Annotated in this window: 14 protein-coding genes; 6 read left to right on the top strand and 8 right to left on the bottom strand. The window is 70.4% G+C overall.

Translation table 11 applies throughout. The annotated features are described in order from the left end of the window. Positions 1–75 precede the first annotated feature (75 nt). Positions 76–1,458 (bottom strand): glycoside hydrolase 5 family protein, encoded by a 1,383-nt coding sequence (locus WMF26_RS35945; RefSeq protein WP_437996400.1) that lies wholly within the window; start codon positions 1,456–1,458, stop codon positions 76–78. Between the two features lie 759 nt (positions 1,459–2,217). Here WMF26_RS35945 and WMF26_RS35940 point away from each other — a divergent pair. The 3 genes from WMF26_RS35940 (at position 2,218) to WMF26_RS35930 (ending at position 7,533) form a co-directional block, all read left to right on the top strand. Further along, entirely contained in the window at positions 2,218–3,336 is a 1,119-nt protein-coding gene (locus WMF26_RS35940; RefSeq protein WP_437996399.1) for a sterol desaturase family protein, read from the top strand. A gap of 370 nt (positions 3,337–3,706) precedes the next feature. Beyond that, complete coding sequence (locus WMF26_RS35935; protein WP_437996398.1) at positions 3,707–6,199, top strand: hypothetical protein; 2,493 nt, start codon at positions 3,707–3,709, stop codon at positions 6,197–6,199. A 218-nt stretch (positions 6,200–6,417) separates the two neighbouring features. Next, the gene (locus WMF26_RS35930; RefSeq protein ID WP_437996397.1) at positions 6,418–7,533 is read left to right on the top strand and encodes an ADP-ribosylglycohydrolase family protein; all 1,116 of its coding nucleotides are present in this window, start codon (positions 6,418–6,420) and stop codon (positions 7,531–7,533) included. A gap of 24 nt (positions 7,534–7,557) precedes the next feature. On the opposite strand, the gene WMF26_RS35925 is transcribed toward WMF26_RS35930, so the two are convergent. Further along, on the bottom strand, positions 7,558–9,783 hold the full coding sequence (locus tag WMF26_RS35925) for a MopE-related protein (protein WP_437996396.1): 2,226 nt from the start codon (positions 9,781–9,783) through the stop codon (positions 7,558–7,560). A gap of 583 nt (positions 9,784–10,366) precedes the next feature. Between WMF26_RS35925 and WMF26_RS35920 the strand changes: the two genes are divergently transcribed. Continuing rightward, positions 10,367–10,597 (top strand): hypothetical protein, encoded by a 231-nt coding sequence (locus tag WMF26_RS35920; RefSeq protein ID WP_437996395.1) that lies wholly within the window; start codon positions 10,367–10,369, stop codon positions 10,595–10,597. Between the two features lie 9 nt (positions 10,598–10,606). Here WMF26_RS35920 and WMF26_RS35915 read toward each other — a convergent pair whose 3' ends face one another. The 5 genes from WMF26_RS35915 to WMF26_RS35895 form a co-directional block, all read right to left on the bottom strand. After that, a complete protein-coding gene (locus WMF26_RS35915; RefSeq protein ID WP_437996394.1) occupies positions 10,607–11,881 on the bottom strand; it encodes a pectate lyase family protein in 1,275 nt (424 codons plus the stop codon). Between the two features lie 294 nt (positions 11,882–12,175). Next, positions 12,176–12,655, bottom strand: a complete 480-nt coding sequence (locus tag WMF26_RS35910) for a nucleoside deaminase (protein WP_437996393.1) — start codon at positions 12,653–12,655, stop codon at positions 12,176–12,178. Positions 12,656–12,993: 338 nt separating this feature from the next. After that, complete coding sequence (locus WMF26_RS35905) at positions 12,994–13,572, bottom strand: superoxide dismutase (RefSeq protein ID WP_437950636.1); 579 nt, start codon at positions 13,570–13,572, stop codon at positions 12,994–12,996. 287 nt (positions 13,573–13,859) lie between these two features. Next, positions 13,860–15,281, bottom strand: coding sequence for a DUF1552 domain-containing protein (locus tag WMF26_RS35900; RefSeq protein ID WP_437996392.1), 1,422 nt, complete (start codon positions 15,279–15,281; stop codon positions 13,860–13,862). Between the two features lie 5 nt (positions 15,282–15,286). Then, a complete protein-coding gene (locus tag WMF26_RS35895; RefSeq protein ID WP_437996391.1) occupies positions 15,287–16,924 on the bottom strand; it encodes a DUF1592 domain-containing protein in 1,638 nt (545 codons plus the stop codon). 508 nt (positions 16,925–17,432) lie between these two features. On the opposite strand from WMF26_RS35895, the gene WMF26_RS35890 reads away from it, so the two are divergent. Both WMF26_RS35890 and WMF26_RS35885 read left to right on the top strand, forming a co-directional pair. Beyond that, on the top strand, positions 17,433–18,293 hold the full coding sequence (locus WMF26_RS35890; protein WP_437996390.1) for a helix-turn-helix domain-containing protein: 861 nt from the start codon (positions 17,433–17,435) through the stop codon (positions 18,291–18,293). Positions 18,294–18,385: 92 nt separating this feature from the next. Next, on the top strand, positions 18,386–18,853 hold the full coding sequence (locus WMF26_RS35885) for a VOC family protein (RefSeq protein WP_437950632.1): 468 nt from the start codon (positions 18,386–18,388) through the stop codon (positions 18,851–18,853). A 134-nt stretch (positions 18,854–18,987) separates the two neighbouring features. Here WMF26_RS35885 and WMF26_RS35880 read toward each other — a convergent pair whose 3' ends face one another. After that, on the bottom strand, positions 18,988–19,539 hold the full coding sequence (locus WMF26_RS35880) for a response regulator (RefSeq protein WP_437996389.1): 552 nt from the start codon (positions 19,537–19,539) through the stop codon (positions 18,988–18,990). Positions 19,540–19,865 lie beyond the last annotated feature (326 nt).

Below are 19,865 nucleotides of genomic sequence, written 5' to 3'. Positions count from 1 at the left end.
GAGAAAGGTGGAGCGACGAATCAAGGTGACCTCCGAGTCAGATGAGGGATAGGGGCCCGTGCTCGGGCCAAATGGCTACTCGATTGTGTTGATGTTGTCCGCGTAGCTCATGATGATGTTGAGCGTTTCCGTGTCGTCGTCGTACACCGAGTACCACCCCTGGAGCTCGTGGGGCGGATCGCCGATGTAGTCGTTCCCGAGGAGCCAGTAGTCGTTGCCGTCGTCCGACGGCCTCCCGGTGCCGGCCCACGCCCAGAAGTTCACGCCCGCGAGCTCCGGGTTGTTGACGACGGCGTCGAAGACGGTCGAGTAGTACTCGTTCCGCTTCTCGACCGTCGACGCGACGGGCTCGGACTTGTCGTCCCGCGCGAGCCCGAACTCCTCGACGACGATCGGCTTGTTCAGCGCCTTGGCGTGCTCGATCTGCAGATCGATGTACCCGTTGCTCTTCGTGATGGCCGCCTGGAGCGACCTGGCGGCGGTGCTGTCGGCCGGCAGCGACGGGTCGTACCACTCCCAGTTCTCCGGCCAGACGTGGAAGGTGAGGTAATCGATGCCGGACACGGCGTGGAAGGCCCGGTAGTCGCTGTTGGCGTAGTCGCCCCAGTTGTACGAGAGGTCGCCCTCCGAGCCGATGGAGACGAGGTGGTTCTTGTCGATGTCCTTGATGAACTTCGCGTTCCGCTCGACCCAGAGCTTGAACAGCGCACCCCAGCCCTTGAAGGACCGCGGCTCGTTCCCGAGCTGCCACGCCATGATCCCCGGGTGGTCCTTGAGCTTCTCGATGACGACCTTGGCCCGGCTGAAGTAGAACTCCTGTGCCTTCTTGTTGCAAAAGAACAGGCTGGAGAGATCCATCTGGTCGGGCCAGGGGTTCGTGCTCGGGTCGAGCGTGCCCGAGTGGGGGATCGCCCACTCGTTGATGGCCACGGCCTGGCAGTCCTCGCCGGTGCCCTCGCGGAACCGGATCGAGCCGTTGAACGGCACGTCGTAGCCGGCCGCGAGCAGGGGGGCGTTCGTCTCGGGGTGGGTCAGGCCGACCTGGTACGCGCCGAAGTCCTCCCCGCAGGAGGTGCCCGGCTCCTCGTGGGCCCACTTCATGTACTGGGGCATCCCGCCGGACCAGTGCCAGAAGTCGTTCAGCGTCATGACCGCCTTCATGCCGCGGCTGTGGATCTCGTCGAGCACCGTCACCAGGTGGTCCGCGAACTCCTCGAGCTTCGGGTCGGCGCACGGCTCGTCCGACGACGCGGGGAAGATCCGCTGCGGGCCGTACTGCTGATCGTTCTGCTGCGACTCGGGGATGTCGCCCTCGCTGAGCGCCATGATGCGGAGGTTCTGAACGCCGTGGGCATCGAGGATGTCGAGCTCCGTGCGCAGGCGCTCGAGGGGGATGAAGGGAGCCGACCAGAAGTTCGTGCCCATGTACTTGTACGGTTTCCCGTCGAGCGTGAGCATACTACCTTCCGCGCGGACGTAGCACTTTTCGGGTTGCTCGGCGCACTCGGGCGCCCCGCCGCCCCCGGTTCCGTCCCCGCCGCCCCCGCCTCCGCCGTCGCCGTCGCTGCCGCCGCCCCCGGCGGCGTCGTTGCCGCCGCCCCCGCCTCCGCCGTCGCCGCCGCCGGTCGCGTCGCCGCCGCCGCCCCCGGCGCCCCCGGTGCCCGAGGCCGCGGGGTCGGTCGTGTCGGACGTGCACGCGGCGAGGGAGAGCAAACCCAAAGCGAGCAACAAGGTCTTCTTCATCGTCGGTCGTTCCTTACCTGGTTCGAGTGTCGTTCCTCAAGCGTGGCTGAGCGCCGCCGCCGCAAGCACACGGCCGCGCGCGGCGGCGCGCCGGGCTGGCGCGCCGCCGTCGTGGTGATCGTGTTGCCGTGGCCACAGCGAGCTGCCCGGTGTCGCGCCGATGCAAATCTCCGCTCAGGGTGTCGTCGTCGCGCCGGCGCGGTTCATGGCAGACCACTTAATCGGTTCAGCGTCAACAGCGAAGTCGCGCCGAGCGGCGCTGCACGGGCGAGGGCGCGGCGCTCGAAACGAGCGGTGGAGCTCGGCGGGCGCGGCGCGAGGAACGCGCCGGAGAGATCGCGGAAGAACGCGCCCGGGACGCGCCGGCCGGGGTCTGCCGGTGAGGTGCGCCACCGGGCGTGGCGGGGGTGTTCAGGCTAGAATGGCCGAGCGTGGCCGAGCCGCTGGGCGCTCGGCTCCGCGGAGGACGGGGGAATGTCGCCGAGCTTGATCCTGTTTGCGGTGCCGGCTTTTTTCGCGCTCATCGGCGTCGAGCTCTGGCTTTGCCGCCGCCGCGGGCGGCGCGACTACCGCTTCTCGGACGCGCTCGCCAACCTCTCGTGCGGGGTCGGCCAGCAGGCGCTCGTCTCCGTCGTGAGCGGCGGGGTGCTCGTCTATCTCTTCCTCTTCGAGCGCGCCGCGCTCGTGCGGCTGCCGCCGGGCGCGGCGTCGAGCTGGCTGGCCTGCTTCGTCGCGGTCGACTTCTGCTATTACTGGGCGCACCGCGCGAGCCACCGGGTGAACTTCCTGTGGGCGGCGCACGCGGTCCACCACCAGAGCGAGCACTACAACCTCTCGGTCGCGCTGCGCCAGAGCTGGGTCCAGCGGGCGTTCTTCTGGCCGTTCTTCTGGCCGCTCGCCTTCCTCGGCTTCCCGCCCGCGATGGTCGTCACGACGTATACGCTGAACATCCTCTATCAGTTCTGGATCCACACGCAGCTCGTCGGCCGCCTCGGTCCGCTGGAGTGGGTGCTGAACACGCCGTCTCATCACCGGGTGCACCACGGCGTCGATCCCGAGTATCTCGACAGGAACCACGGCGGCGTGCTCATCGTGTGGGATCGGCTGTTCGGCACCTTCCGCGCGGAGGGGGCGCCGCCGCGGTACGGCGTGGTCCAGCCGCTCGCGAGCTTCAGCGCGCTGCGCGCGAACGTCGACCCGTGGCGGAAGCTCGCGCGCATGGCGGCGGCGGAGCCGCGCCTCGCCGGCAAGCTGCTCGTCTGGCTCCGGCCGCCGGACTTCCGGCCCGCGGCGGCCCCGCCCGAGGAGGGCCCGCTGCGCACCGATCCGGGCTACGTCCTCCACGACGTCGAGCGCTCCCCGCTGGTGCGCGCGCTGGCGGCGGCGCTGTTCCTCGCGGCGCTGCTCGGCGCGATCGCGTTCCTGTACGCGGCGCCGGGCCTCGCCCGGGGCCCGCTGTGGGCGGGGGCGGCCGCCATCGTCGCCGCGCTCGCCGCGGTCGGAGCGCTGCTCGACGGGCCGAGCTCGCCGGAGGCGCGGGGCGCGCCGACGGCCGCGAGCTCGCCGAAGGGGCTGCCGATCCCGCCGGGCTGAGCCCGCGCCGCCCAGGCCGGCCGGCCAGCCTGCGCCGGCGGGCGAGTCGACGTGACGACACCCGGCGGACGCTCAACCCCGCTCCGCCGCGTCGGGGTTGGCGGACAGAGGGGATGGTCGATTTCGTGCTCGTGCCCGCGGCGTGCGTGAATGCCGCCGGCATGCGCTTGAGATCGATGGCGAGATCGCATATCCCGGATCCATCGGTCTCGAGGTGCCGGGAGCGTATCGGCATCTCGAGAGCGGTTTGCTCTTCTCCGCGCCGGCGCGAATGTCGACGCCGCCTCGGGTGGAGCTGGCCGAGCGGCGATCTCGCTGAGAGTCGCGCTCGGGAGAACGTCATGGACCCGGTTCCAGGGAGAGTTGCGACATGATGACTCCGGCATGGTCGTGGGCCCGGGCGCTCCTCCTGAGCGCCGTCGTCCTCGCGGCGGCGCCGGGATGTCCCTCGAATGTCCGCCCGGAGGACGATCCGCGCGCTTCCGGCGGCGGGGCGGGCGCGAACGACGGCGGCGGCGGGGCTGGCGGCGACGGCGGTGGCGGCGGCGGGGCAGGGGCGTGCGTCGACGACGACCCGTGCACGGCCGAGCGCCTCGATGCGTCCGGCCAATGCATCTACCCGGCGGCCCCGGATGGAACGCCCTGCGGGCGCGGCGACGTCTGCTCGGCCGGCGATCGGTGCGTGGGCGGCGCGTGCACGGAGGTGCCCGTCTCGATGCCCGCGGAGATCTACGGCACGGGTTGGGGCTACGGCGCGGCGCCGGCCGAAGGCCCCAGCTTTCCGCTGGAGGGCATGGCGGAGTTCCTGTCGAGCGACCGGATCCTGTTCGGCGAGCGGCTCGGTGGGAACGGCCTGTCGCTGTCCCTGGTCCGGGTGGACGAAGGCGGATTGCAGCGGCTGAGCCAGCGCACCCTGGACATCGGCGTCGAGCATTACTTCGGCAGCTGGGACTGGTCGGACGGGCTCCTCACCTCGTTGGTCCCGCTGGGGCCGGACCGTGTCGTCGTCGTCGGGACGCGGCAGCGGCTGGAGCTCCTGGGGCTGGAGGGCGACCGCATCACGACGCTGTCCCAGCGCGCGCTGGACCCGCGCAGCGACAGCATCGTCGGGGGCGCCGGCCGCGGGGACCGCTTCTGGACCTGCGCCGGATCGTGGGTGAGCGCGTGGCGCGTCGGCGCCGACGACGCGCTCGTCGAGGAGACCGCGCACGCCTTCCAGCTCCTGGCGGGGACATGCCGCTCGCTCGCCCTCTCCGCGGACGGAGCCGTCCTGTGGGTCGCGACCTCGCACGGCCTCGTGCCCGTGGACGTGTCATCGCCGGCCGGGCCGGTCATCAAGCCCGCGCGCTTCGCCTCCCAGGCCTTCTTCCACGCGCAGCTGAACGACACGTACCTCGTCGCGCAAGAGCTGCTGCGCTACGGGGATCTGGGCAGCATCCACGTGTTCCGCGTGGCGGACCTGGACGGCGCGGAAGAGCCGGCTCCGGTGAGGTCGTTCTCGCCGGACGAGGGGGCCGATCTCTGGGACCGTCCCCTGGGGTTCGCGCTTCTCGAGGACGACCTGCTCGTCGAGTGGTTCCGCGTGAACGGCGCCACCCGCTCCTACGTCGTGGACCGCCACGCCCTGAGCCCGGCGGGCGTCTCGTCCGCGCTGGGCAGCCTCCTCGTGCGTGAGAGCGACGAGGCAGGCCTGCTGCCCTCTCCGCTCCGGCTCGCGGCCCGGGGGCGACACGCCGTCTTGCATCCCTGGCGCCGCGTCGTCGCGCTGGACGGCTCGGCCGCGATGCGATTCCGGACGGGGCTCCACCATGGCTCGCTGGAGCGCATCTGGGCTGGAGAGGACGGCGCGGTCCTGGCGGTGGGGCCCTTCGGCGTGCACAGCGTGGATCTGGGAGATCCGATGGCGCCCGTCCTCACGGCGGGAGGGACGGTGTTTCCGCCGGACATGCAGCGGCTGCGGCTCGCCCCCGCGCCGTCCGAGGCCGGCGCGCTCGATCTCGTGACGCTGCCGTCGAGCGAGCCCAACGTGCATCAGGAAGGCGGCACCGCCGTGCTGAGCTGCCTCGGGCCGGGCGAAGGCGGGCTCCTGGCGCCGTCTGGCCAGCTGCGGATCGAGGGTGGTCCTGCGGTGCTGGCGTCCGCGCCAGGCCAGCTCTTCCAGGCGGCGCCGATCGACGGGGGTGCCTTGCGGCTGCGGCGCTTCGCGCTGCCCGCGCGCTGCGCCGGGGAGCTCCTCGAGCCCGCGTCCGAGCAGATCATCGCGCCGCGGGTCTCCAGCGCGCCGCGCGTGGCCCAGGCCCTCGCCGTGGACGGCGAGCGCGCCGAGGTGCTGCTGGGCCAGCTCTACTACGAGGACCTGGTGGCCGAGATATCGCTGCGCTGGTTCTCCTGGACGGGCGCTGGACCGATGGCCACCGGCACGCTGTCCGGCACCGGGGACCTCACGGCCGTGGCCCTCGCCGGCGACCGCGCCCTGGTCATCGAGAATCGCCAGCACGTCTACGTGCTGCGGCGCGACGGGGAGGACATCGTCGTCCACAACCACGTCGACCTGTCGCAGGCACCGAGCCCGATGCAGGCATCGCGGATCCTCTCCTTCGATGGAACCGTGGCCTGGTTGGCCATCGTCTCACCGTCCGCCGGGGCGCTCGCGCTGCTGGCGGACGACGGGACCGAGCTCGCGCGCTATCCCACGCCGAGCCCCGTGCGGTCCCTCGCGCTCGCCGGGGAGCGGCTCGTCCTCGGGATGAACGAGGCCATCACCATCGCGGCGCCGGTGTGCGGCGCGAGCCGCAGCGCGCGTCGCGCGGCCGGCCCGTCCCCCAACTTCCTGCAGAATTGCGACAGCGGGTGCAGCCCGTGAGGTGACGTGTTCCCTCGGGGCTCGGGCGGCGCAGCCTCGGTTTCGGGGGCGCCCGCTCCGCGACGCCCGAGGACCGCCGGGCGGAGCGCGGCGCGACGCGATGTCCAGCGCGCAGACAGGCGCTGCCATCCTGGCAGGCTGGCCCCTCGGGCGCGGGGCCTCCGGGGCGCGGATTTCCGCTGTTCTCTCCCGGCATGGAGCGTGAATGGCGCGCTCGCATGGCCATCGAGACGACATCCATCGATCGCGAGGACCGGCTCGCCGGCGTCCTCCTGGGCACGGCGGTCGGCGACGCGCTCGGCCTACCGCGTGAGGGCCTGTCGCGGCGCCGCGCCGCCCGCCTCTTCGGCGCGGCGCCGCTCGAGCACCGCTTCGTGCTCGGCCGCGGGATGATCAGCGACGACGCGGAGCACGCGTGCATGACGGCGCAGGCCCTGCTGGCCGCGCCGGGGGACGCGGCGCGGTTCGCGCGATCGCTCGGGTGGCAGCTCCGCGGCTGGCTCGCCTCCCTGCCGGCGGGCGTCGGATACGCCACGTTGCGGGCGATCCTCAAGCTCTGGATCGGGTTCTCTCCGGAGCGGAGCGGCGTCTTCTCGGCCGGCAACGGCGCCGCGATGCGCGCGCCGATCCTTGGCGCGACGCTCGCCCTGACGCCCTCGCGCATCGAGCCCATGGTGCGCGCGTCCACGCGCCTCACGCACACCGATCCGCGGGCCGAGGAGGGCGCGCGGATCATCGCCCTCGCCGCCGCGTATGCCGCGGTGCGCGCGCCGGAGCAGGTGAATCCGGCCGAGCTCTTGCCGATGCTCCGCGAGCGAACCGCGGATCCGGAGCTCGGCCGCCGGCTCGACTGCGCGGCGGAGCTGCTCGGCCGGCGCGCTTCGGCGGCGGATTTCGCCGGCGCGATCGGGCTCACGGAGGGCGTGAGCGGGTTCATCGTGGACACGGCGCCAGCGGCCCTGTTCTGCTGGCTCGCGCACCCGGGCGATTTCCGGCGCGCGGTGGAGGACGTCATCCTGCTCGGCGGCGACGCCGACAGCACGGGCGCGATCGTCGGCGGCCTCGCGGGCGCGACGGTCGGGGCGCGCGGGATCCCCGGAGCGTGGCTCGACGGGATCGCCGACTTCCCGCGATCGGTCGCGTGGATGCGGCGCCTCGGCGCGCGGCTCGCGCGGGCGTTCCGCGGCGAGGGCGAGGGCGCCGCGGCGGGGGAGCGCGTTTCCGGTGGGGAGGGGCCGCTCGGCCTCTTCTGGCCGGCATTGCCGGTGAGGAACCTGCTCTTCCTGGCGTTGGCGCTGGGGCACGGGTTCCGGAGGATGCTGCCGCCCTATTGAGGAAAGCCGAAGCTCAGCCGTGGATCAGAAACCCACCTTGGCGAGGAAGGTGTCCTGCGCTGTCGCGGCGGCGAGCGTGCTCTCCCCGAGGGTGATCGTGCCTGCGAAGGTGCCGGCGATCACCGCGCTGCCTCCCGCCGAGACGGCGAGGTGCATCAGTCTCTGGTCGCCCGCGTCGCCGTAGCTCTGGCTGAAGACGACGTTGCCGTCGGGGTCCAGCCTGGCCAGGTACATGTCCTCGCCGCCGGAGCTCGTGAGCGTGTCGCCGCCGAGGCCGAGCGTGCCGGTGAACGAGCCCGCGAGGACGATGGTCCCGACCCCGTCGACGGCCAGCCGCATCTCCTGCACCTGCGGGATCCCCCGGCTCCAGAGGGAGGTCGCTGCGCCGTCGAGCTTGCTCACGCGGCGCGCGCCGTGAGGGACGGCGCTGCCGAGCACGGTGTTCCCCGACGCGTCGATGGCGAGCTGCCAGGTCTCCGCTTCGGCGCCAACGCAGGTCCGGTCGAGCACCTCGCCGGCGGGGCTCAGCGTGATCAGATCCCCGCAGGCCCTGTGGACGATATCGTCGGGCAACATCTGAAGGATGTTCACGCTCCCGACGGTCACGATCTCGCCGTTTTCCCGCGTGGCCAGGTCGTCGGGGCGCTCGCTGTCGTCGTCGTCGCCGAGCATCCTCTGCCATGCGAGGGCCCCTGTCGCGCCGTCGAGCTTGCGGACGAAGCCATGGGTCAACCCCATGGTAGAGGACTTGGTTGCGCCCGCCACGAACACGTCCCCTGCGTCGTTCATCGCCACCGCGTTCTCGATCTCGACGAACGCAACGAAATCGCGGTTCCAGAGGTGCCCGCCCGATGGATCGAGCTTCACGACGCGGTGATAGAGCTCGGTGAACGATACGCCCTGGTCCTCGAGATGCACGAGCACGCGGGCCGTCCCGAGCAGCGCGATGTTCCCCGACGCGTCCGTCGCGATATCGAGGGCCGCGTGGTCTTCCCCCTCGAACGTGCTCGCGAAGAGGACATGTCCGCTCGGATCGAACTTCGCGACGAACGCCTCGGGACCGGCGGTCCGGGGCACGAGGGGGCCGGCGCCGAGGTCCACGGGGCTCGTGAACGAGCCGGCGATGATGGTGTTGTCCAAGGCGTCCACGGCGACAGCGGTGATCGAGAGGTCGGAGAACTGCTTGACCCATTGCGCGGTGATCGAGGGAGCGCAGTCGCTGCCGCCCTCGTTCACCTCGCCGTCGCAGTCGTCGTCGACCGGGGTGGCGCACGTCTCCGGCTGCGGGAACGCCTCGCCCTCGCACGGCCCGAGGCTCGTGCCCTGCGCGTCGCAGAGCGCCGTGCCGGAGGTGCACGCCCCGACGTCCGCGGTGCCCGGCGGGCCGGAGTAACACCGGACGCGCTGGTTGGGCGGGCAGACGCAGCTCTCGCCCTCCTCGTTCACCTGGCCGTCGCAGTCGTCGTCGATCGGGGTGAGGCATGTCTCCGGCGCGGGCAGCACCTCGCCCTGGCAGCGGCCGAGCTGCGTGCCGTCCGGCTGGCAGCGCGCGGTGCCGGCGGCGCAGCGGCCGACGCCCTCGGTGCCGGCAGGGCCGGAGTAGCAGGGGACGACCGCGTCGGGGAGGCAGGCGCAGCCGGCGCCCTCCTCGTTCGTCTGGCCGTCGCAGTCGTCGTCCACCGGCGTGGCGCACGTCTCCGGGCCTGGCAGCACCTCGCCCTCGCACGGCCCGAAGCCCGTACCCAGCGCATCGCAGCGGGCCGTGCCGCCGGCGCATCGGCCGACGCCCTCGGTGCTGGCAGGGCCGGAGTAGCAAGGCACGACCTCGCCGGGGGCGCAGGCGCAGCCGGCGCCCTCCTCGTTCGTCTGGCCGTCGCAGTCGTCGTCGACCGGCGTGAGGCACGTCTCCGCGGCCGGCAGGACCTCGCCGACACAGGGGCCAAAGCCGCTGCCGTCCTCCCTGCACCGCGCCTTGCCGGCATCGCAAGCGCCGACGCCGAATGTCTCGCGGTCGCCGGAGTAGCAGAGCACCTCGGTTCCGGGGACGCAGACGCCGTCGCCGCCCGAGCCGCCGTCGCCGCCCGAGCCGCCGTCGCCGCCCGACCCTACATCGCCTGAGCTGCTAACGCTGGTGTCGCCGCCCGAGCCGCCGTCGCCGCCCGACCCTACATCGCCTGAGCTGCTAACGCTGGTGTCGCCGCCCGACCCGCCGGAGCCGCCGGAGCTCCCGTTGCCATCATCGTTCGGCACACACCCGCCCACCACGCCAAGCAGGAGAGCCGCCCACCGCCGCCGTCCGCGCAAAGCAACCGCCGTGCTGAAGGGAACCAATCGATCTGTATCTTTCCGCATGCACCCTAGGATGCGCGCGTGTGCGGCGCCGTTCATGGCAGTTTCCCCGCGCTGATGATGTCGACCACCAGGTCCTCGGTCGTGATGGCGCAGGCGAGCACGAAGCCCGCGCCCATGAACGCGAGCAGGCTGAGCAGCGAGACCAGGGCCACCCAGAACGCCGAGGCCGCGGTGGAGTGCTTGCCGTCGCTGGAGGCGCCAGCGCTGCGGTCGGCGCTGTGTTCCTCGGTTGCGCGCTACGAGAACGCGTCGGCTGCAAGGTCATTCGATCGGAGAAAGTCCGCCGCCATGCACGGGGAAGTACGATGTACTCCGCTGCCCGAAGTGCGAGAAAGGAGCGGATGCTCGCGGCCATCTCCGACTCCGATGTCGTCCGGCAGGAAGTTTATGTTGATTCGCGGGGGCGAGCAACTCGTTGACTTTGAAGAGCGTTTGATCTCCAGTTCCCCTCGGGACGGGACCTGGGACATTCGGGGGAGACATGGCAAAGCAAGTCGTGTTTTTGATCACGGATCCCGCGTGCGCGCAGTCGCGAGGGATCGCCAACGCGATTCTCGGCGCCTTCGATATCGAAGTGTCGGGGTACTGCTACCAGAACGGCCACGTGTATCGCTACACGCGGCAGAATGGGCTCGCCGATGCTGGAGCGCACAAACTCCGGGTCCGTGCCGTCGGGGCCTCCATCGTCAGCCAGGCCCGCAGCAGGGCTTGAAGACCGCTTCTACGGCGAGCAAGCCGTCGGGCTGGAGAGCGTGGCCCCCGCATGCTCTTGCACCAGCTCCTTCACTTGGGAGGCCGGCACCATGAACGACTTGTATTCGTACGGAGGGTCGAAGGCGTCGCCGCTGCCCGTTTGATTTCCGGAGCAGCCCTCGAACAGGTTGCCCGTCGCCTCTTGCACGGAGCCGTCTCCATTCTGCTTGCCCAAGTCAATCGGCTCGTTCTGGTCGATGAAATGGTTGTTCTCGGTCAGCACGTTGCACTTGAAGCCGTTCGATACGCCGAGCTTCGAAGGGCCTACCGAGGTGTCCTCCGTGTAGAGGTTGTTGACGACGTGGATCCACCCGTACCGGCAGCGGGGTTGGCGTTCTGCGACCCCCGTCCACCAATTGAACATGAAGGTGATGTTGAGCTTGCCCTCGCTCACGGGCTCATTGTCCGAGGATGCGATCAGGTTCGACAGGTTGTGATCCCCTCTTTTGCTGTAGCCGAAGATGCTCCACGTGAACGTCACGTTGTCGGCGCCCTTGACGACGTCGGCGTTGCCATCTTGCCCGTCCCAGAACTCGGCGTGGTCGACCCAGATGTTCTTGGAGTTGCCCTCGATGCTGATGTTGTCCCAGGCCTGGTCGCCGTTGGAGCCCGGCCCACGGACGACGATGTTGCGGAGGATGACGTTGCTCGCGTCCTTGATATGGATAGCCGCTTTGACCTGCGTCCCCGCGTGGAGGCCGACGATGGTTTTGTTCGATTTGATCTCCAGTCGATCCCCGGAGGTCCCCGACCAACCACCGCCCACCGTGCCGTCGACGTGAATCACCCGCGCCTCACCATCCTTGGCGTACTTCAGGAGATCGGCGAAGGTATCGACGACGATGGGCGCGGCGTTGCCTCCGCCCGTGACGTTGAAGGCGCCACCATCGCGACCTGAGCGCGTGGCCCAGCCGATGGGCTTGCACTGGTCCGCGCCCGCACCACCATCACCGCCCCCCGAACCGCCGGAGCCGCCCGAGGCCTCCGCACCGCCCGACCCGCCCGAGGCCCCCGCGCCGCCCGACCCGCCCGAGGCCCCCGCGCCACCCGACCCGCCCGAGCCGTTCGCGGTCGAGCCCGGGCCACCCACGCCCACCTGGCTGCCACCGCTTCCGCTGCTATCGCCGGTGGTCGAGCTCGTGCCGCCCGCTTCGTTCGGCTCGCTCCCTTCATTGCCACCACACGAGGCTGCTGCAGCGACGATACCGCCAAACAGCCCCAAAAGAATGTTCTTTCTATTCATGAGGACCTCAGAGGCCGGTCATGCAATCTCTGAACCACGGGTGATACCCCTCTGCCGTATAAGAAAGATCAATGGCGCTCCGGACTGCGTAAACTGCTCCGATCTACACTGTCAACCGGGAGTAGACGCTTCTGTTCAGGCGTGTGAGACCCGCCCCGGTCGACTTCGAACCCGCGCGTACGCTCGGTCGCGCGATGCGCTCTGCCGAGGCCCCGTCCTCAGCCCGGCGCTGTAGACCACACGAAGCCAAAGGACCCTTCCATGGGCGTCCTCCCGCAGGTACGGCCGCGCGCGTCAGCGCACGGAATGGGAGCGCCGAAACAGCTGGCGAACCTCCTCCGCGAGGCTCTGGATGGGACCTTCCACGGACAGCCCCGGGACGATATCGCGGATCGGCAGGCCTCGCACCGGAGGAGCCGGAAGGCCCCACTCGGCGAGCCAGCCGACCAGCTGTGCCGAAGAGCTCGCGTACACGATGCGTCCGAGCCGGACCCAGCCATGGGCCGCGGCGCACATGGGACAGTGTTCGGTCGAGGTGAAGACCGTCGCCGCGGCTCGCTCGTCGGGGGCGAGGTGCGCAGCCGCCCAGCGCGCCAGCGCGAGCTCCGGATGGCAGGTCGGATCGCCGCCGCCCACGCGGTTGTGATCCTCCGCGAGGACCGTCCCGTCCGCCGCGACCAGCACCGACCCGAACGGTTCGTTGCCGGTCTCCAGCGCCAGCGCCGCGAGCTCGACGCAGCGGCGCAGGTGCCTCATCTCGATATTGCTCGGCATGGTCGTCTCCTTCGGGATACGGGAGCACGGCTTCGTTCGCGCCGGAGGGGCCCTCGCAAGAAAGGGACCGCTCCAGAGCCATCGGTGAAGCGTGCTCGGCCCGCTGAAGCAGACCGCCGAGCCCCGCGCCTTGGGCAGCCGAGCGGGCTCTTGGCGCGGTCGATGACCGCTGCGCCGCTCTCCGGGAGGAGCTCTTGCTTGCCCGCGGAGCCGGTCGCTCCCGACAAGCTCATCGAACGTCTTAATTTTTCTGGGATTTGCTCACGCGAGCGAGCTCGCACAGGGAGATGATGTCCGCTCGACCCGACCCGGAGGCCGCCCTCTCGGGAGCGCGCGGGTCACAGCTTCGAGGCGGCGTGGTCCCAGTTCACCAGGTTCCACCATGCCTCGACGTACTTCGGCCGGGCATTGCGGTAGTCGATGTAATACGCGTGCTCCCACACGTCGCACGTGAGCAGCGGCGTCTTGCCCTCCGTGAGCGGGTTCCCGGCGTTGCCCGTCTGCACAATCTCCAGCTTGCCGGAGCTGTTCTTCACCAGCCAAGCCCAGCCCGAGCCGAACTGACCGACGGCCGCGGCGCTGAACTTCTCCTTGAACGACGACACGCTCCCGAACGCCGCCTCGATCGCCGCTCGGAGCGCGGCGGGCGGCTCACCGCCGCCCTGCGGCTTCATGCTGTGCCAGTAGAACGTGTGATTCCACACCTGAGCTGCCTGGTTGAAGACCGCGCCGGACGTCGTGCGGACGAGATCCTCGAGGCTCTTGCCCGCGAGCGCCGCGTCCGCCGCCACGAGCTCGTTCAGCTTCGTGACGTACGCGTTGTGATGCTTGCCGTGGTGGAAATCGAGCGTCTCGGCCGAGATGTGGGGAACCAGCGCGTCTCTGGAGTAGGGGAGCTGGGGAAGGGTGAAGGTCATGGTTCTGTTCCTCGTGTTGCCTGTCGACGGCCACGCGCTCGTCGCAGCCCGTTGTGAGTAGCTTGGCGAAGACCTTCGGGTGGCGCTCCGGCCACGGATCGAACGTCCGCGCGTCGCGGCCAATCAGCCGCTCCGCGTCGCCGGGTCCGGCGGCATCGTAGCAGCCGCCGGCGGGTGCGTGTGGCGCCTTGCCAACGAGTTGGCAGTTTTCCATCCATTTGGAGAGACGGCCTCCCGGCCAGCGGCCGAGCGAGCGGCGGGCTCAGCGGGCCCCGGCGTCCGGCGGATCAGACGAGGCCGGAGAGCGGGCCGGAATCGGGCTTGCGGTTCCCGATGCTGCTCGTCTCGAGGCCCATGAGCTGCGCGATCGAGACCAGGAGCTTGGCGTGGTCCTGCCCGTCGACATCGAGGTAGCGCCCGGTCTTCAGGGCCCCGCGCGCGCCCCCCGCCATCACGAAGGGAACACGCTCCATGCGGTGCGCCGTGCTGCCGAGCTCCCTCCCTACCACGACCAGCGTGTTGTCGAGCAGCGTGCCGTCGCCCTCGCTCACGGCGTCGAGCCTCCCGAGCAGGTACGCGATCTGCTCCGAGTACCAGGCGTCGATCTCCTGGAGCTCCCGGCGTCGATCCTGCCCGTCGTGGGACATCGTGTGGTGATCGCTGGTGTGTCCGAGCCACGAGTGCAGGATATGGCTGAAGGCGTAGCTGAGCTGCAGGCTCATGACGCGCGTGATGTCGCAGGAGAAGGCGGCCACCGCGATGTCGATCATGTTCCTGATCTCCGTCGGATACTCCGAGCCGCGGCCGCTGGTCTGCTCCGGCTCCTCCGGGACCGTGCAGCTCAGCGCCGGGTCGGCAGGCTCCGCCGCCTGGCTCAGCCTGCGCTCCATGGCGAGCAGCCCCTCGAGGTGCGCGTCGAGCTTGTGGTAGTCCTCCTTGCCCACCCGCCTGCGGATCCTGGTGAGATCGTTCTTGAGCAGGTCGACGATCGCCTTGCGCTCCGCCCGCTCCTGCTCCGCCCCCTGATCGGTCGTGGGCGCCTCGCCGGCCGACGTCACCCCGGCGAACAGCCGGTTGAACGCGGCCCTGGGGCTCGTCTCGGGGTGAATCGGGGCGTTCTCGCCGGCGTAGATCATCCGGTTCAGGCTGTTCGGATTCAGGCACTGGACACCGAGCTCGACGGTGCGGTACGGCGTCTCCTGCACGGGGTCGTCCGGAGCGCGCTCGTACGGCATGCCGCTGCCGTGGGCGCGGGCGACGATCTGGTCGATGGACGCGCCGCTCCCCCAGCCCGTGCGGTTTCCGTTGCCGCCGTCGAAGTTCGCGCCGGAGGACGGACCGTTCAGCGTCGATGCCGTCCAGAGCCCCGCCATGCCGAATGCGTGGGCCTCGCCGGCCCCGCCGGCCGTCATCTTGAGCCCCCACGGGATCACCAGCTTCGACTTCCAGGGATCGAGCGGCGCGTGAATGGCGTGGAGCGAGAAGCTGCGCTCCGAGCCCTGCGGCCTCCAGTCGATCACGTTGTTCCAGTCCCGCGCCGGCGCGCCGTCGGGCTGGAAGATGAGCAGGAGGCGCTTCGGGCGCACCTTCTCCTGCCCGGAGGCGTTCATCAGCGGCAGCAGCGATCCCATCGCCGCCGCCCCGGCGCCGAGGCCGAGGGCCTGGAGCATGCGGCGGCGTGAAACTCCGAGTTGCGTTCGACGGTTCATCACGGTCACTCCTCGCTGGCGGTGAGCCGCACGTGGCGGAAGGCGTCGCTCAGCGCCACCTGAGACAACAGGGTCCGAATGTTCCCGCCCGACGCGTTGAACTCCTCGTGGATGGTCTGGATCGAGCAAGCGTCGTCCGTGCTCTCGATCCGGCCCAGGGCGAAGCGGAACCACTGGTTCGCGACGCAGTCGGCCACCTCCGAGCTCCCCGCGAGCTTCTTCGCGAGCTCCACGCCGCCGTAGTACGGGCCGGCGAGGTCCTCGCGCGCGCTCGTGATCTCGCCCGCCGCGTTCACCTCGCCGAGGCCGTCCGTCGCGCGGTACTTGCCGATGGCGTCGTAATGCTCGAAGCCGAGGCCGATCGGATCGATGAACTGGTGGCAGCCCGCGCAGCCGGGGTCCGCCACGTGCTGGGCGAAGCGCTCGCGCGTGGAGGTCACGTCGTCCACCGGCGGGGGGACGTTGTTGACGTTCGCCGGCGGGGGGCTGAGCGGCTGGCACATGAGGTTCTCACGGACGACGATGCCGCGGTGGATGGGGGAGGTCTGGTTGTGGTGAGACCAGCGCGCGAGGAACGCCGCCTGCGTGAGGATCCCGGCGCGGCGGCTCGGATCGAGCGACACCTGGTCCCCCGGTTTGAACCCGTCCGGCGGCTCGATGTCGTAAAGATCGAACAGCGGGCCCTCCGGGAACGTGTAGTCCGCGCTGAGCAGCGTGCGGAGCAGGCCGTCGCCCTGCCGCACGACGTGATCCGTGAAGCGGGCGCTCTCGTTCAGCATGGCGTTCGCCATCTCCTCGCCATACGCCGGGAACAGCTCCTGGTCCTTCTGCGCCTTGGGCAGCTCCGAGAGCCCGAGCCACTGCTCGTGGAACAGCGCGATCGTGGCGCCCGCCCTCGGGTCCTGCAGCATGCGGTCGACCTGACTTTCGAGCACGTCGCGCTCGAGCAGGCTGCTGTCTTCGGCGAGATCGACCAGCTCGGTGTCGGGGATCGAGTTCCACAAGAAGAACGAGAGCCGCGAGGCGAGGCCGTAGCCACCCATCGGCTCGGGGGTCGCGGAGGGGACGCCGGACCCGCCGACATCGGCGTGGTACAGGAACGACGGCGACTGCAGCAGTCCCTCGATCACGAGGCGAAAGCCGCGCGACGCCCCGCCCGATCGCCGGCCGAGCTCGTAGAGCGCGACGAGCCCCTGGATCTCATCCGCTTCCAGGGGGCGGCGGTACGCGCGCTGCCCGAGCCGCTCGACGAGCTCGGTCGCGCACGAGGTCCCATCGTCGTCCGCAAGGCTGCACGGCGCGACCAGGTCCATGCGCTCCTCGGCCTCCGAGGCCACCCGCGCCGCGAGCTCCGCCGCCTGCAGGACGAGGAGCTCCGTGATCGGAGCGATGGCGTTGCTGTGGAACGGCCCCATGCGCTCGTCCGGCGCGAGCGCGTCGGCGGGGCGCCCCTCGACGCCGAGCAAATCGCGAATGGCGTTGTTCAGCTGGTCGCGCGTGAGGCGGCGGAGCCTGGTCAGGCCCACGTGAAGAACACCGTTGTTCGCCTCGCAGGCGTCGGCGATCGCGGAGGGGTCGTTCGGGAGCGCCGGGATTTCGGACTCCTGGCTGCCGACGTCGTCCCCGCCACCAATCTGTCCCATACATCCAGGAAGCAGCATTGCACCGCATAGGCTCGCGATCCCGGCCCATGGTCTCTGTTTCGGTCGGTTTACCCACAAGTTCATGTCAACTCCTTGTGCGGCGTAAGACATCGATGCCAAGCGCAAGCCCGCGCTGTCCATCGCGACGCGTCGTCGGGGGCGACGTCGGGATGGCCGCGGTTCGCCGCGCGGTCGTTGCGAAAAGAGAGTTTAACTGAACCGGTTAACATGATCAAATATATTTGCGCACTAGATCAGCAAAGAAATCCAGGAGTGGCATACCCGAGGTCCCGAGGCGCTCGGGCACACTCGCGACGACGAACGGCGAGCTTGGGAGTGTAAAGACTTATAATTAAAGACATTGAACTTCGTTCTTTTTGCGCCTTTGCGCCTTCATTGCGCGCTCTCTCTCCGGATTCCTGCGAGTGGAACCAGCGGTCGGCGGCGCTCTCCGAGGGAATCCGCGCGGAGCGCCGTCATCGCCGCCCGTTCGCGGCTCGCTCGTGGCATGCTGTCGCCCACGGGCCGCCCCATGCGCTTCGTCACGTACGCCCCGCCTCCGCCCCTCGGCCGCTTCGTCGGCCAGCTCTGGTACTACGCCGCCCCCGAGCTCCCCGACCTGCTCGAGCGCGTGCTCCCCAGCGGCGCGATGAGCCTCCTCATCAACCTCGCCGAGGACGAGCTGCGCTGGTACGACGCCGCTCCTGCCGCCGCCGTCGCCCGCTGCCACCGCCTCTCCGGCATCGCCGTCTGCGGCGCCCACGCCGAGCACTTCGCGATCGACACGGCCGAGCAGCGCGCGATCGTCGGCGCCGAGTTCACCCCGGGCGGCGCCCTCCCGTTCTTCGGCCCGGCCACCGAGGCGCTCAGCGGCAGCCACGTCTCGCTCGACGCGCTCTGGGGCCGCGAGGCCGCCCTCGTCCGCGAGCGCGTCCTCGAGGCGCGGTCCCCCGACGAGAAGCTCCGCGCGCTCGAGGCCGCGCTCGCCGCGCGGCTCGTCCGGCCGCGCGCGCCGCTCGCGCGCGACCCCGCGGTCGACTTCGCGCTCGCCGCGTTCGCCGACCCCTCGCGCGCGTACACCGTGGCCGACGTGACCGGGCAGCTCGGGATGAGCTCGAAGCGCTTCATCCGCACCTTCACCGAGCAGGTCGGCCTCACCCCCAAGCGCTACTGCCGCGTGCAGCGCTTCCAGCAGGCGATCGCGGCGATCGAGCGCGGCGAGCGCGTCTCGTGGGCGGGCGTCGCCGCCGCGTGCGGCTACTACGACCAGGCGCACTTCATCCACGACTTCCGCGCGTTCGCGGGCCTCACCCCGACCGAGTACGTCGCGCGGCGACGCGTGCGGAACCACGTCCCGCAGGGCGGCTGAGCGATCGCCCGCGGCTCGGCCGTCGTCGCCGGCTGACCCCCGCCGGCACGTTTTTACAATACCCGGTCCGGCCGCGCGGACATCCTCCGCCCATGACCACGCGACCTCACCCCATCGCCCCGCCCCCGTACCACACCGTCGTGCCGCACCTCGTCGTGGCCGGCGCCTCGGACGCCATCGCGTTCTACAAGAAGGCGTTCGGCGCGATCGAGAAGCTGCGCCTCGCCGACCCGGAGCGGGGCGGCGCCATCGTCAGCGCCGAGCTCGTCATCGGCGACTCCGTGATCACCCTCGCGGATGAAGCCCCCCAGTGGAACGCCCGCGGCCCGAAGGCGCTCGGCGGCTCGCCCATCGTCATCACGCTGAACGTCGAGGACCCCGACGCCGTCGCCGCGCGCGCCATCAAGGCAGGGGCCAAGATCATCTATCCCATCAACGACCAGCTCTACGGTCGGCGCGAGGGCAGGATCGAGGACCCGTTCGGGTACCAGTGGAAGCTGTCGGCCGTCATCGAGGACGTCTCCGTCGAGGAGATGCAGGCGCGCATGGCGAGAGTGTAGGAAGAGAAGGGCCCGAGCGGCGCCCTCGCCGCGCGCCCTCGCCGCGCGCCGTCCGCCGGCGTCGCTCCGCCGCCGTCTCGCCGGGGCGCCGCCTGCGCGCTCGCGGGCCGCGGCGCGCGCCGCGGCCCCGAGGCTCACCGGGCCCGCCGCCTGCGCGCGCGCGGCGAGGGCGCGACGGAGCTCGCCGGCTGCAGCTCCTGCAGATCGAGCGGCGCGGGCCCGCACGGCACGCACGCCGCGAACCTCGCCGATCGCGGCGCCCGCGACGACTCCGGCAGGGCTGCAGGCTCGGTCCAGTCGCAGGACACGAGCTCGCCCCCGGGGTCCGTGGGCGTGAGCGAGTCCGCCATCGAGTGGACCGAGCGCTTCATCTCGGTGAGGCGCGCCAGCTGCAGGACGATCGCCACCAGCCGCTCCGGATGGAACGGCTTGAGCAGGACGTGGTGATACGCCGCCTCCTTCGAGCGCGCGTACTCCTCGGCCCCGGTGATCAAGAGACAGCTCGTGTAAACGGGCATGCTCGAGACCTTCCGGAGGAGCTCGTCGCCCCTCATCCCAGGCATGATCAGATCCGAACAGACCAGGTGAAACTCCCTCGTTTCGAGCAGTGCGAGCGCGTGCTCCGCCGACGTACACTCCACGACGTCGACCTCCGTGGAGAGGACCGCTGAGATGCTGCTCAGCATCTGCTCGTCATCCTCGACCACGAGGACGCAGTACCTTCGCCGGCACGACGAGCTGACGGCGCCTCTGTGTTGACCCTGCGAAGAGGTGCGATGGGCTCTTACGGTCGATGACACGGTGGCTGCCTCCTGCGGCGATCGCGGGTCCGCGCCCCGTGCCGCGTTGCCGCGGAGGTGCGCGAGCGCGCTTGCGTGTGTTCGAGCGCCTGCCCGGCGCCCCCCGCGCCGACGGCCTCTTCCTTGGAAACTACACGACCACGTTTGTCGGAGTCAACACCGCAACACGCCCTCTCGGCGGGTCGAACAGCAGATCTGGAGATCCGTTCGAC

This window comes from Sorangium sp. So ce185, assembly GCF_051526825.1.
Lineage (GTDB): Bacteria > Myxococcota_A > Polyangia > Polyangiales > Polyangiaceae > Sorangium > Sorangium cellulosum_D.
This window is presented reverse-complemented; position numbering and strand designations above follow the sequence as displayed.

Excerpts from the sequence above, each read along its gene's own strand:
- WMF26_RS35945 (WP_437996400.1), bottom strand. The coding sequence starts at position 1,458 with ATGCTCACGCTCGACGGGAAACCGTACAAGTACATGGGCACGAACTTC.
- WMF26_RS35940 (WP_437996399.1), top strand. The coding sequence starts at position 2,218 with ATGTCGCCGAGCTTGATCCTGTTTGCGGTGCCGGCTTTTTTCGCGCTC.
- WMF26_RS35935 (WP_437996398.1), top strand. The coding sequence starts at position 3,707 with ATGATGACTCCGGCATGGTCGTGGGCCCGGGCGCTCCTCCTGAGCGCC.
- WMF26_RS35930 (WP_437996397.1), top strand. The coding sequence starts at position 6,418 with ATGGCCATCGAGACGACATCCATCGATCGCGAGGACCGGCTCGCCGGC.
- WMF26_RS35920 (WP_437996395.1), top strand. The coding sequence starts at position 10,367 with ATGGCAAAGCAAGTCGTGTTTTTGATCACGGATCCCGCGTGCGCGCAG.
- WMF26_RS35915 (WP_437996394.1), bottom strand. The coding sequence starts at position 11,881 with ATGAATAGAAAGAACATTCTTTTGGGGCTGTTTGGCGGTATCGTCGCT.
- WMF26_RS35910 (WP_437996393.1), bottom strand. The coding sequence starts at position 12,655 with ATGCCGAGCAATATCGAGATGAGGCACCTGCGCCGCTGCGTCGAGCTC.
- WMF26_RS35905 (WP_437950636.1), bottom strand. The coding sequence starts at position 13,572 with ATGACCTTCACCCTTCCCCAGCTCCCCTACTCCAGAGACGCGCTGGTT.
- WMF26_RS35900 (WP_437996392.1), bottom strand. The coding sequence starts at position 15,281 with ATGAACCGTCGAACGCAACTCGGAGTTTCACGCCGCCGCATGCTCCAG.
- WMF26_RS35895 (WP_437996391.1), bottom strand. The coding sequence starts at position 16,924 with ATGGGACAGATTGGTGGCGGGGACGACGTCGGCAGCCAGGAGTCCGAA.
- WMF26_RS35890 (WP_437996390.1), top strand. The coding sequence starts at position 17,433 with ATGCTGTCGCCCACGGGCCGCCCCATGCGCTTCGTCACGTACGCCCCG.
- WMF26_RS35885 (WP_437950632.1), top strand. The coding sequence starts at position 18,386 with ATGACCACGCGACCTCACCCCATCGCCCCGCCCCCGTACCACACCGTC.
- WMF26_RS35880 (WP_437996389.1), bottom strand. The coding sequence starts at position 19,539 with ATGCTGAGCAGCATCTCAGCGGTCCTCTCCACGGAGGTCGACGTCGTG.